The organism is Pedobacter sp. UYEF25 (genome assembly GCF_054061655.1).
The window spans coordinates 59,044-72,841 of the sequence record NZ_JBSSEL010000017.1; the positions used below are offsets into that span (position 1 = coordinate 59,044).

Consider the following 13,798-nt stretch of genomic DNA (forward strand, 5'->3'; position numbering starts at 1 on the left):
CATGCAAAAACTTATCCTAACGGCTTGTCTTCTTTTCGCAATTACAAGTTTTAAACCGAGTAATTCTTTTGCTCAAACTACTTCAAAATACCGGTGTATGGTGCAGATGACGAACTATATGGGCGAAGGAGCCTATATCATCGTTTCTTTAATTGATGCTAAAAATCAATACGTAAAAACATTATATGTGTTGGGCTCTAATAAAAAATGGTACAACAGCTTAAAGGAATGGCACAAATTCCAGGTAAAGAATAAAGAGAATATAAGCGCGATAACTGGTGCTTCTTTAACCGGTGGCGACCGAACGGTGGCTAATATCGCCATAGAATCTGCTAAGATTAATGCTGGTTTTAAGCTAAGATTTGAAAGCGCGGTAGAGGATAAAAACTATTTTGTTAAAGATGTGGAAATTCCGCTCACCACCGAAGCACTTTCAGCGAAAACAGATGGTACAGGATTTATTAGGTATGTACGTTTTAGTTCCAATTAAAAGAACATTTGCTTTTTATTATGCTTAGATCCTTTTGGCGTTACAGCCATTTATCGTTAGCTGTCGTTTCCTCACTCTTTTTATTCATCTCATCCCTCACGGGGATTATTCTCGCTGTAGAACCTATTGTTAATCAGTCGCAACCCTATCAGGTCCCTAATTTTGACCAATTAACGCTTTCCGATATTTTACCAAAATTAAGAGCGCAATATCCTGATATAAGCAAGTTGGAAGTGGATGCCAATAACTTTGTAAAGATAAATGCTTCTGCCCCCGATGGAAAGAATATTCACGTTTTTGTGAATCCTACAACAGGAAAAATTCTTGGAAAAGTAAAAAAACAGCAAGAGTTTTTTGAATGGATTACAGCCGTCCATCGTTCACTTTTTTTACATGAGTTAGGCAGGTTTTTTCTTTTTATTACGCAGTTTCGGGAATTGCCTTAACCATCCAACGGCAGAGGAGTATTAAACGATTTTTCGCAAAAATTAACAAAGATGGTTTTTCTAAATATTGGCATGTAATTTTTGGTAGGATTCTGTTATTGCCAATTTTATTGATTGCAATTACCGGGGCCTTCTTGTCTTTGGGTACTTTACGGCTGATAGATAATGCTACAAAAAGCGCTAAAGTAGATTTTGATGCGATTAAATCTACTCCGTCAAAGTTGAGCAAAGATTTCGAATTTTTCAAATCTACTAAACTAGCAGATGTTCAAAGTGTGGAATTTCCTTTTTCGGAAGACGTCGAAGACTATTTCATCATCAAAACTAATGAGAAAGAAGTAGCCATAAACCAAGTTACAGGTGATAAGCTTGCAGAAAGCAGCTTTCCGATGGCAGCTATTTTTTAGTGACATAATGTTAAAACTGCATACAGGCAGAGGAAGTACGCCACTTTCTATATTATTAGGATTGTCTTCTGTGGGGATTGTTTTCTTTATTTTTTCTGGGTTTTCAATTGCCTATAAACGACTTTCTGGGCGGGTGAGAAACAGGTTTAAGTTAGCTGACGCAAAAACAGTTATTTTAGTTGGGTCAGAAAACGGAAGTACCTACGGCTTCGGAAAAACTGTGCACAAATTACTTCTGAAAAAAGGGATAAAATCTCATTTAGCAGGGCTAGACGCTTACGGAAAATTACCAAATTGCGAAAACTTAGTGGTATTTACATCTACTTATGGTTTAGGCGATCCGCCTGCAAACGGCTCAAAATTCTTGGAATTACTAACGGCGACTGCGCAAAGTGCAGAAATATCTTATAGCGTTTTAGGGTTTGGATCGAAAGCTTACCCCGATTTTTGCAAGTTTGGTTTTGAAGTAAATAATGCGCTTGTGAAGCAAGAATGGGCAAAAGCATTGTTAGACATTCATACTGTAAATGATAAATCTAGCGCAGATTTTAACCTTTGGGCAACAACTTGGTTGCCGAAACAGGGGATTTCTTTTGAAGAATTGCCGCAAACGTCAACTGCAATGCCAAATAAATTACATCGTTTTACGGTATTGGAGAAAGACGGGACAGCGAATATGGTCGACGAGCATTTTATACTTAAAGTTAGCCCTTTAAAAAAACTGAAGATCAAATCGGGTGATTTGCTTGCTATTTATCCGGCAAACGATTATCGAGAGAGACTTTATTCCATCGGAATAATCGACGGTAAGATAAACCTAAGCGTTAGGCTACACATCGATGGGTTGGGTTCGGGATTTTTAGCGGCTTTAAAAATAGGTGCTACTTTAAACGGACGAATTATTAAAAACCCACATTTTTATTTCCCTAAACAAGCAAAATCCGTCGTACTTATCTCCAACGGAACGGGCATTGCACCATTTTTAGGAATGATAGATGACAATTTGAAAAACATTGATTGTCGGCTTTATTGTGGTTTTAAAGATGGGAGTTCATTCAAACCATATAAGCAGCAATTAGAAGGAAATTTAGAAAAAAATAAACTTATGCGTTTACATGTTGCGTTTTCTAGAGCAGGCAACAAGCAGTATGTAAGTGATTTGATAGAAAAGGATGCAGCGTTTTTGCATGAAACGCTTACAACAGGTGGAAAAATTTTAATTTGTGGTTCGCTATCAATGCAGAAAGACGTTTTTAGGGCTTTGGAAGAGACCGCTAAACAAACGGTCGGTAGAGATTTAGCTTACTATCAAGCCCGCAAACAAATCCTGTCAGACTGCTATTGAGCTGTCTTTAAAGGTGATTTATCAGCGTTTATCGTCAAATTTTTACATGATGCAGGTTTTTCGGTAAGTTTTTAAATCGTTTTGAAGAAATCACTTTACCAGCATCGGTAATAATGATGTAAGAATATCCTACAAATTCATCCAGCAATTTTAGCCCTTTATTTAAGCCTAAAACCATAACGGAAGTGCTCAAACCATTTGCTATTTCCGTGCTGTTCCCAAAAACGGTAACACTAATTAACCCAGTTGCAGGATAGCCTGTAGATGGATTTATGATGTGCGAATATCGCTTTCCGTTTAGCACAACGAATTTTCGGTAGCTGCCAGATGTGACAGCTGCCTGTTGGTGCAATTTTAACACCTCAAAAATGGTGTCTTCATTAAATGGATTTGCGATGCCAATGCGCCAAAGTTTGCCATTTGGTTGTTTGCCCCAAACGCTCATATCTCCGCTTGCATTTACAATGCCCGCCCCAATACCTTTTCTTTTCATCATTTCTCTACATCGATCTGCCGCATATCCTTCGCCCAATGCACCAAAACCGATTTTCATTCCTGTACGTTTTAAAAAAATAGTGCTGTTTATGCTGTCTACCACAATATTCTTATAGCCTACTTTTTCTACCGAGTTTTTTATTGCCTCTTCGCTTGGCATTTCGTTCATGCTTCCATCAAACTTCCAAATTTTATCCATCGCCGCAAAGCTGATGTCGAATGCGCCGTTAGTAATTTCTGAGAGTTTTATAGCTCTTTGCGTAAGCGCGATCAATTCTCGATCAACCTTAACTGGCGCAATACCGGCATTTCGATTCACCGCAGAAACTTGGCTGCGCGCTTTCCAGTCGGAAATTAGATTTTCTATACGGCTAATTTCTGAAATTACCGTATCAATATTGTTTTCCGCAATTTGAGCATTGTTGGCTACAATAGTAATGTCGAATCGGCCGCCCATTAATAGAGTAGTGCGCGTCTTTGCCACCTTTTGCGCCGATGAAGCAAAGTTGATGACAATTAGAAGAAATAAAAATACTTTGAACATAGTGGCAAATTTAAGATATTAACAATTTAAGAAGCCAATTCTGCTAACTTTCGATTAATAATCTGTTCATACTAATCCGCAAAGAGATTATCATCCGAATATGGAATTTTTTAGAATGAGCGGATTTAAGTGGGTTTTAAGTTTTCCTCATTTGCACTCACGACAGCAGCGGCAACTTTTTGGGTTTTTTCTGCCCAAAAAATACAGCGGTTGGCGTGTTAAAGCGTCCAAACCATCACACAGATTCGAAATAAAATGCTCATCGCTACAATTATTTTTTCGTTCATCGTTTTTTCCTAAATTTGCATCGCTTTAAACGCCGTTTGCAACGGTATCAACAGCAGACATGAAAAAATATTTAACCTTACTTTATTACTGTTATGCTCCAATAACAGAAGCAGCGCAATTTGCAGCCGACCATTTGGCTTTCTGTAAATCATTAAACTTAGTTGGGCGCATAATTGTTGCCGAAGAAGGATTAAACGGTACCGTATCTGGCACTTTGGAAGCCTGCAATGAATATATGGTTGCCATCCATTCTGATGAACGCTTTGCAAAAACTGAATTTAAAGTGGACGAGGTCCATCAACCTACATTTATTAAAATGCATTGTAGGTATAAATCAGAAATTGTGCATTCTGGTTTAAGAGATACTTCCATCATCAATCCAGCACAAAGAACTGGCAAACATTTAGAGCCCAAAGATTTCCTGGCAATGAAAGATGAGGAAGATGTGGTGATTTTAGATGTGCGTTCAAATTACGAGCACCAATTGGGGCGATTTAAAAATGCAATAACGCTAGACATAGAAAATTTTCGAGATTTTCCGGAGCAAATAAATCAATTGGCGCAGTATAAGGACAAGAAGATATTAACTTATTGCACTGGTGGAATTAAATGCGAAAAAGCCTCTGCATTATTATTACACCATGGCTTTGAAAACGTTTATCAATTACATGGCGGCATTATAAAGTACGGAAAGGAAACAGGTGGAGCAGATTTTGATGGACGATGTTATGTGTTTGATAACAGACTTTCGGTAGATGTGAATAATGTTAACCCGACAGTGGTATCTACCTGTTACAATTGCGGCGAGGTTACCCCAAAAATGATTAATTGTGCGAATCCAGAATGCAACGCTCACATTACACAATGCAATGCTTGCGGCATAGAATTAAGTGGCTGCTGTTCTACCGCGTGCATAACCAACCCTAGATTAAGACCATACGATGGAACCGGTTATTATGTGAAAGTTCCGCAAACTGTTGGAATATAATTGGCATATTTATCTGTCATACTTTGTTTTGATTCGCTTATCAAGCTATAGTCCGCTTCTTGATGTCTATGATTAACCGTTAAAATTTAATTATTTTTGGTAAAAATAGCGCTAGCTTACAGCCCATGTGTCCTAAAATACGTTTATTAATATTTGCCATTTTTCTTTGTCTATTTCAAAGAAATGCTTTTGGTTATGATATTAAAAGCATTGGCGTACCTTTTATAGAAAATTTTCCAAAATCATTATACGGTTCTGGCAATCAGAACTGGAGCGTAACAAAAGACAGCAAAGGGATTATGTATTTTGGCAATGCCGAAGGCCTGCTTACCTATGATGGTACATATTGGCAGCGATATTTGATGCCGAATAGACAAATTGTTCGAGCAGTTGCTGCAGGGAAAAATGGGAAAATTTACGTAGGCAGTTTTGGCGAATTTGGATATTGGGCACTAAAAAGCAATAAATTTACGTATCATTCATTGACTGGATTATTGCCAAAAGGATTGGCGCTTAATGATGAGATTTGGAAAATATACATCGATAAAGATAGAGTGCTTTTTCAATCTTTCTTTAAAATAATTATTTATCAAGACAATAAATTAAGCGTAATTAAAGCGCCCTCTTCGTTTTTATTCTTGCACCAGTTAGGCAACAGGTTTTTGGTAGAGGTTCTAAATAAAGGCTTGTTTGAACTGGTTGGAAATAAGCTTGTTTTTTTGCCGAATAGCGAACAGTTGGGAATTGACGGGGTGTTGTGTATTCTTCCATTTAAGAAAGACAAATTCTTAGTTGGTACGAGTAAAAATGGACTTTTCGTTTATGATGGCAAGCAATTTTTGCCTTTTTCGTCCCCTGCCAATAATTTTTTAAGAACTTTTCAGCTCAACAATGGCGTAGTCCTCAACGATAAATATTTTGCCTTTGGCACCATTTTAAATGGGTTAATTATTATTGATTCTCTGGGGAACGTGGTCCAAAAAATTAATAAATCCAGCGGATTACAGAATAATACGTTGCTAAGTATTTATGCAGATGACAATCAAAACCTTTGGGCGGGGTTAGATAATGGGATAGATAGAATCGAGTTAAATTCACCATTATATTATTATTTCGATAAAACCGGCCAATTCGGCACCGTTTACAGTAGTATTATTTTTAGGGACAAAATTTACCTTGGTACCAATCAGGGATTGTTTTTTAGCAAATGGAGTCCGAAAAGCAATTCGGCAGATTTTAATTTTTCTTTCATCCCTAAATCTCAAGGGCAAGTTTGGGATTTATCAGTTGTTGATGACGAACTGATATGCGGACATAACGACGGCACTTTTAAGATTTCGGACGCGACTCTGGAGAAAATATCTTCAGTTAGCGGTGGTTGGACGCTTCAGCGCTTAACATCAAATCCAAGTTTGTTCATTCAAGGAACTTATACTGGTTTGGCACTATTTGCGAAAACTTCGGGTAAACCGCTAAAATTTATTACAAAAATATCGGGTTTTGTGGAGCCTTCTCGTTACATACAGCAAGATAGTAAAGGTGATATCTGGGTAAGCCAAGCTTATAAAGGTCTTTATAAACTTACCTTGAGTAGCGACTATAGGCATGTAAGCAAAATAGATTATTTTGATAAAAAGAATGGCCTTCCCAGTAATTTCAACATCAATATCTTCAACTTAGAAAACAAGATTGTGTTTTCCTCTAATAATGGGTTTTTTACCTATGATGAGTTTAGCGATAAGTTTTCTAAATATGCTGTGCTAAACAATAGTTTAGGAACTTTTGCCACTTCAAATAAAATAATCGACGCAGGTAATAAATCTTACTGGTTTATAAACCATGGAAAAACAGCACTGGTCAATTTTTCGAAAGTAGGAAAGATAACGATAGATTCTAGCCAATTTAGTCAGCTAGATGGCAGAATGGTGCAGTTTTATGAAAACATTAGTAGAATAGGCGCTCAGCGGTATTTAATTAGTGTAGATGATGGGTTTGTGATTTATAGTGCTGGCGGTGCTCTGGAGCAAAGGCAAACACCGTTGCCCAAGGTTCTTATCCGAAGAATAGACGACATTACCAATAAATACATTAACATTGCCGAGGATGCCGACAGCACCGCCGTTGCTTCGTTTAAAAACAGCCGCAACAACATTCGTATTTCTTTCTCCCTTCCTTATTATAGACAAGCCAAAATAAAATTTCAATACTTTTTGGAAGGTTATTCTAATGATTGGAGTGAGTGGAATTCTTACACGCAAAAAGATTTTACCAATTTGCAAAGCGGCAATTACGTTTTTAAAGTCAGAGCAAGGGTAAATGGCACAGAGGTGAGTCAGATAACAAGTTATCGATTTTCCATATTGAAAGCTTGGTATTTTAGATTATGGGCGATTGTTGCGTATTTGTTTTTGTTTGTTTTGCTATTAATTATGGGTAAAAAGATCTATGAACTCAAATTAAGTAAGGATAGCGAGCGGATAGCTTTGCAGTTAAAAAAAGAGCAAGAAGAGATTATAAAGCACAAAGCCGAAGCAAGCGAGCGTAACATCCATAAACTGCAGACGGAGAAGTTGCAAGCAGAACTATCCTCTAAAAGCAGAGAGCTTGCAAATTCTGCCATGAGCTTGGTTTACAAGAATGAATTGTTGCAGAAATTAAGCGAAGAAATCATCAAACTTAAAGATGGCCATGGCAAGCAATTGCCGGAAGATCAAACAAGAAAAATCCAAAAGGTAATTAACGATGGGATGAACGACGAGCGCGACTGGCATCTTTTCGAACATAGTTTTAATGAAGCTCACGAGAGTTTTTTTATCAAACTAAAAAAGCTACACCCCGCTCTCGTACCAAATGATTTGAAATTATGTGCATACTTGCATATGAATATGAGTAGTAAAGAGATGTCCTCTTTATTGAATATCTCCCTTCGAGGAGTAGAAATACGCCGTTATCGACTGAGAAAAAAGCTCGAAGTGCCACATGATAAAAATCTTTCTGAGTTTTTAATGGAGATCTAGCGCTACATCATCACCACACAAAATTCAAAAATTACCCCACAAAGCGCTTCGCTTTCTCAAAAGGTAATTCTCTTAAAAAAACAGGTCTGAATTGATAAAAGTTAATTTTTTGACTATTCTCTAATGAATTTGTCGTGTCTCAAAATACCAGTTTCTAACGCTGACGTAATAATGTAGAGGTAGAGTTACTTGCACAACGTGTTTTTTATGTTCAGTTTTATACCATTCAACCAATTTAAAATATAAAAGGCATGAAAAAAATCTTTACTAAAGTTTATGTTCTTGCGCCATTTTTCTTACTCTTATTCAGCGCATCATTTGCACAAAATGTTACCGTTAAGGGTGTCGTGAGAGATGCAGGCGACAAAACCTCTCTACCAAGTGTGAGTGTTTTGGTAAAAGGAACAACGACAGGCATGCAAACTGATGCGAATGGAGCCTACAGCATCGCAGCACCTGCCGGGGCTACACTGGTGTTCACTTACATTGGCTACAATACTCAAGAAGTTGCAGTTGCGGGACAAACAACTGTTAACGTTTCACTAGCTTCTACCTCTAATGAGCTGCAGCAGGTAGTTGTCATTGGATATGGTACGCAGAAGAAAAGGGATGTTACAGGATCAATTACTAGCGTGAAAGGAACCGAAATTGAGAAATTTGCGGTAACCAATCCGGTTGCGGCATTGCAAGGAAAAGTGCCAGGATTAACCATCAGTAATGCCGGTAATCCCGGCTCCAGTCCGACAGTACGTATTCGCGGTATAAACAGCACCGGTGCTTCAAATGACCCCCTATACGTTGTAGATGGTATTTTTCAAACCAATATAGATTATCTAAACCCCGCTGATATCGAAACAATAGATTTGTTAAGGGATGCTTCCTCTATTGCTATTTTTGGTTTGAAAGGTGCGAACGGGGTGATAGCCATTACTACAAAACGCGCGGCTAAAGGGAAAACTACTGTTAATTTTCAGAGTACATTCGGCATACAGCATGTAGATAACGTTATTGATGTAGTAGATGCCGCTGGGTTTAAAAAATTATATTCTGCCCAGCTTGCAAATTTAAACGCAGCTCCGTTTGATTACACAAATTACACGGCCAACACAAACTGGCAAAACCAAATTTTTAGAGATGCGGTAATTAACACGAACTCATTAAGCATTTCAAATAGTGGTGAAAAAAGTACGACCTTGCTAAACATTGGCTACAACAACCAAGACGGAGTTTTGAAAAGTAACAATTTCAAAAAATTTGTTGCCCGATTAAGCGAGGAAATAAGGATAACGGATAATATTAAAGTGGGTGGCGATTTAACAGGCTATCACTTCATCAATACGCCGACCGCTGCAGATTTAAATAATGCGCTTTGGGCGGCTCCAATTATTCCAATTCAAACAGGTGCCGATACCTATTATAGTTTACCTTCTTTTCAAAGAGCACAGGTAATTAATCCTGTTGCACGGTTAAATAGAGGCGCAGGTACAGCGGTTGATGCAGGATTTAGGTTTACAGGGGGCGTGTTTGCTGAAATTAAGTTCTTAAAGGATTTTACGTTAAGATCTAGCTTTAATACAGACTTAGGTTTTAATAACGCAAGAAGATTTACGCCGCTTCCATATACTTTTATCAACCTTGGTGAAGGCACAAATGCAACCAGTACCTATTTCGACACGACCGCAAAAACAACAGTTGAGCAAGAAGCAAATGAAAATCGAAAATACCAACAAGATCATACTATAACTTACAATAAAGTTTTTGATGGCGGTCATACATTGACAGCTCTGGTTGGTTTTTCTTCTTATTCTTTCAACATCACTAACCTAAAAGGATCTCGTCGGGATACTACATTGAATGTGCCGTTTAACTCCAATCTATGGTATATTAGTGCCATTAACGCCAATAATCCGACTTTTAACGATGGCAGTGGCTCTACAGAAACCAACCTTGGTGCATTTGGCCGTATTAATTACGCTTACAAAAATAAGTATTTGCTAAATGCAACTATCAGGAGAGATGGTAACTCAAGATTTGCGCCTGCAAACAGATGGGGAACTTTTGGAAGCGTTGGTTTAGGTTGGGTAGCGAGCGATGAAGATTTTTTTGAAAACAACTTAAAGGGCATAAACTTTTTGAAGTTTAGAGCCTCTTACGGATATCTTGGAAATGCAAACTCACTGACAGATAATGTTTATCAAGTTGGATTAAACAACGGTGCGACCGCTGTATTTGGCGATAATGTTTATACCGCCGTAGCTCCTGCATATACCGCAGATCCTAACTTACAATATGAAGTTGTGAAAGGCTTCGACTTAGGTTTGGAAGCTAGAGCATTAAATAATCGGTTGAGCTTAGATTTAGGAGTGTTTGATAAAACAACAAGTAAAATCATTAGTAACATTATTCTGCCAGGCACAAACTTAGGGTATATTACTAACCTAGGTAGTATCTCTAACAGAGGTGTAGAAGCTAGTATAGGATGGAATGATAATATTGGATCTGATTTCAGCTACGGGGTTAATGGTAATTTTAGCTATGTGAAAAATAACGTCAAGTCGCTTGGACTTACCAACTTTCAGTTGTTGGGTAACGGAGGTGTAAATGTTACCGAAACAGGTAATTCTATCGGCTATTTTTATGGATATAAGCAAACTGGCATATATCAAACTACCGCAGATTTGGATAAACAAGCGCATTTGTCTAATTCCTTGCCGGGAGATATTGCTTACAAAGACATTAACGGAGACGGTGTAATTACCCCTGCAGATAGAACATATCTAGGAACTCCTTTTCCGCCTTACAGCTATGGATTAAGCGTTTCTCTGGGATACAAAGGATTTGACGCTGTGGTAGAAGGACAAGGTGTTGCAGGTAACAAAATCTACACCCAAAGACGTACTAGCAACTTTGCAATTTTAAATTACGAAACCAACCGACTTAATGCTTGGACTGTTCCTGGTTCAACCAATGTTGAGCCAATTTTGGATAATTCGCGGGGTAACAACCTGCTATTTAGTTCATATTACTTAGAATCTGGTTCATACTTTCGTTTGCGTAACCTACAATTAGGTTACACATTTTCGAAAAATATGTTAGGCAAAGTAGGTATTCAAAAACTACGGGTATTTGTAAGTGGTCAAAACGTTAAAACTTGGAGTAGAGTCACTGGTTATAGCCCCGAAGCACAAATAGGTAATGTTTTATCTAGTGGTGCAGACAATGGCGTTTATCCGGTACCTGCAATTTATTCTCTAGGCTTGAACGTAACTTTATAACAAATCATTTAATTCATAGAAAATGAAAAATATTAAATTCCGAATTGGAATTGTGGTCACCACAATTATAATTTTATCCGCAGCAACAGGCTGCAAAAAATTTTTAGATACAGAAAAGCAAGGCACATATACGACCGATAATTATCCTTATCCTTCAGGCGCCGGGCCTTATGACACGTTTCTATTTGGTGCATATAATGATTTGAGGTCATATGACGTCCATTGTACCGGTTTCTTTTTAGCGACCAATGTTAGAAGTGATGATGCAGATAAAGGAAGTACTCCTGGTGATGGTGGCGCAGACGCGAATAGTTTTGATACTTTCCCTGTGCTTCCAAGCAACGGTATTGTAAATGGCATGTGGGTGGGCTATTTGAGTTTCATTGCCAAATGTAACAACGTTATAGATCAAGTGGATAACAATCCGGCAATTGTTGCAGCCGAGCCAATTAAGATACAATCAAAGGCAGAAGCGCGCTTTATGAGAGGCTATGCTTACTTTAACCTAGTTCGCTTTTTTGGTAGAGTTCCTATAATTGACAAGGTACTTACGGTTTCTGCCGTGAATGTTCCGCAGAGTTCACCCGCCCAAATTTATGCCTTTATTGAAAGTGATTTACAATTTGCAGCAGCAAACTTGCCCGCAAGTTGGGATAAGAAATTTGTTGGCCGCGCAACGAGTGGTATGGCAAACGGTATTTTGGCAAAAGTTTACTTAACGCAACAAAAATGGGCAATGGCAATGGCTTCAGCTAACGCAGTAATGACCTCTGGTCAATATGATTTGTCAACTCCATATGATAAGATTTTTGGTGAATCTGGCGAAAATAGCAAAGAATCTGTTTTTGAAGTTCAAGCAACAGCAAGTGCAACTGTACCAACAGCTAATGGCGTTCAGATTAACCAGTTTCAGGGAGTCAGAGATGGTGGAGTGTGGAATTTAGGTTTTGGATGGAACGTCCCTACATCTTATTTGGAAGCAGCTTATGAGCCAAACGATCCCAGAGAAGCTAGAACTTTTTTAAGAAGAAGTACTGCCACAACGACTTACCAAACTGTTTATGGTGAAACTACTCCTACCACTTGGAACAATCCCATTTATAACCAAAAAGTTTATACAAATCCTGCTTTCAGATCACTCTACAACGATATGTCTGGTTATTGGATGAATATTCGCATTCTTCGTTATGCCGACGTCGTGTTAATGTATGCAGAAGCGGCAAATGAGCTGGGAGGAGCAGCGAACATTACTTTGGCATCTAGCGCATTAAATAGCGTACGGCTTCGAGCAAGAAATGGCAATTTGGCTATTTTACCAGATGTTGCGGCTGCGAGCCAAGTTGCATTACGCACTGCAATACAGCATGAAAGACGAATTGAATTGGCAATGGAATATGACCGATTTTTTGATTTGGTACGTTGGGGACAATCACAAAGTGCATTGGCCGCCGGTGGCAGGGCTGGTTTTGTTGCTTCTCGAGATAATTTGTTGCCAATCCCTCAAACTCAAATTGATTTAAGTAAGGGTGTACTCACTCAAAATTTAGGTTATTAATCTTTAAATTAAGGAAAATGAAACTTTCAAATCAAAATAAAATTTATTTTTTGGGTTTAGTAATGTCGTTAGCAACCTTTTCGTCCTGCAAAAAGAGCGATAATCCAAACAATCTGCCAAGCGTAAATCCTCAAGATTATGTCGGAAAAATTGATGGCTTTGCATCATCGGATGAAATCTACTCTAAAAATCTTGTTGCTTATTGGCCATTTGACGGAAGCAAAAATGAAATGAAATCAAGTGCTGCGCCTACATCTTCTGCCGGCGATACCTTCATACCAGGAGGTATTAAGGGTCAGGCATTAAGTTTAACAAATGGATATGTCTATTACGGAAAACAGTTTGATGCCTTGAAGGCAAGTACCTTTCAAAGCTTTACCATAAGTGCTTGGGTGCAAATACTAAACAACGGTAGCAAAAAGACAATGCTGTTTCAGATTGCGAGACCTGGTATGTTTGACGGAAGCGTAAATTTTATCTTAGAAACTCAGGCCAATCCAGCAAGTAATATTACTTATTTACAAATCCATCCAACTTTTTCTACAGTTGGTGGCGGTACCCAGGATAATATAAACAATTATGGTGCAACCAATGTGTCGCCAGCAATTGGGGCAAATAAGTGGATAAACATTACTATTACTTATGATGCAAGTGCGGGAACGTTTAATATTTGGGGAAACGCTGCGAAGATTGGCAATTATCCCGATAGAGGGACAGGTGATGCGCTGTTTAAATCTTATGAACCTAATGAAATCATAATTGGTGGCAATTATAATGTCATTCCTGGAAAATCTGTTAATACCGACACGAGTTTTGCACCTATGACTGGTTCTATTGATGAGATCAGAGTTTTCAACACCGTGCTGCCCGATGCGTATATCAAAACGCTTTACACCCTTGGAGTAGCTGGGAAATAAACCATCCAATTCAGGCTAAGCTTTCTTAAGC

General features: G+C 38.3%; 10 protein-coding genes. 9 read left to right on the forward strand and 1 reads right to left on the reverse strand.

The genetic code is table 11. The features are described 5' to 3' along the window. Position 1: 1 nt before the first annotated feature. Genes ACVWYG_RS15140 through ACVWYG_RS15155 form a run of 4 tightly spaced genes read left to right on the forward strand, consistent with a single transcriptional unit; the run spans position 2 to position 2,688 of the window. Positions 2–490, forward strand: coding sequence for a DUF2271 domain-containing protein (locus tag ACVWYG_RS15140; protein WP_457271178.1), 489 nt, complete (start codon positions 2–4; stop codon positions 488–490). 20 nt (positions 491–510) lie between these two features. Then, complete coding sequence (locus ACVWYG_RS15145; protein WP_457271180.1) at positions 511–936, forward strand: PepSY-associated TM helix domain-containing protein; 426 nt, start codon at positions 511–513, stop codon at positions 934–936. 20 nt (positions 937–956) lie between these two features. Next, positions 957–1,343, forward strand: coding sequence for a hypothetical protein (locus ACVWYG_RS15150; protein WP_457271218.1), 387 nt, complete (start codon positions 957–959; stop codon positions 1,341–1,343). Positions 1,344–1,350: 7 nt separating this feature from the next. Further along, positions 1,351–2,688, forward strand: coding sequence for a flavodoxin domain-containing protein (locus ACVWYG_RS15155; RefSeq protein ID WP_457271182.1), 1,338 nt, complete (start codon positions 1,351–1,353; stop codon positions 2,686–2,688). Between the two features lie 34 nt (positions 2,689–2,722). Here the strand turns inward: ACVWYG_RS15155 and ACVWYG_RS15160 are convergent, their stop codons facing one another. Continuing rightward, positions 2,723–3,727: an FAD:protein FMN transferase gene (locus ACVWYG_RS15160; RefSeq protein ID WP_457271184.1), complete on the reverse strand. Its 1,005-nt coding sequence runs from the start codon at positions 3,725–3,727 to the stop codon at positions 2,723–2,725. Between the two features lie 346 nt (positions 3,728–4,073). On the opposite strand from ACVWYG_RS15160, the gene trhO reads away from it, so the two are divergent. The 5 genes from trhO to ACVWYG_RS15185 all read left to right on the forward strand — a co-directional run bounded on the left by trhO (position 4,074) and on the right by ACVWYG_RS15185 (position 13,767). After that, positions 4,074–5,003 (forward strand): oxygen-dependent tRNA uridine(34) hydroxylase TrhO, encoded by a 930-nt coding sequence (trhO, locus tag ACVWYG_RS15165; protein ID WP_457271186.1) that lies wholly within the window; start codon positions 4,074–4,076, stop codon positions 5,001–5,003. A gap of 125 nt (positions 5,004–5,128) precedes the next feature. Beyond that, positions 5,129–8,020, forward strand: coding sequence for a ligand-binding sensor domain-containing protein (locus ACVWYG_RS15170; protein ID WP_457271187.1), 2,892 nt, complete (start codon positions 5,129–5,131; stop codon positions 8,018–8,020). 251 nt (positions 8,021–8,271) lie between these two features. Continuing rightward, entirely contained in the window at positions 8,272–11,295 is a 3,024-nt protein-coding gene (locus ACVWYG_RS15175; protein WP_457271189.1) for a SusC/RagA family TonB-linked outer membrane protein, read from the forward strand. 22 nt (positions 11,296–11,317) lie between these two features. Then, positions 11,318–12,850, forward strand: coding sequence for a RagB/SusD family nutrient uptake outer membrane protein (locus ACVWYG_RS15180; RefSeq protein ID WP_457271191.1), 1,533 nt, complete (start codon positions 11,318–11,320; stop codon positions 12,848–12,850). A 17-nt stretch (positions 12,851–12,867) separates the two neighbouring features. Continuing rightward, a complete protein-coding gene (locus ACVWYG_RS15185) occupies positions 12,868–13,767 on the forward strand; it encodes a LamG-like jellyroll fold domain-containing protein (RefSeq protein WP_457271192.1) in 900 nt (299 codons plus the stop codon). Positions 13,768–13,798: the final 31 nt, after the last annotated feature.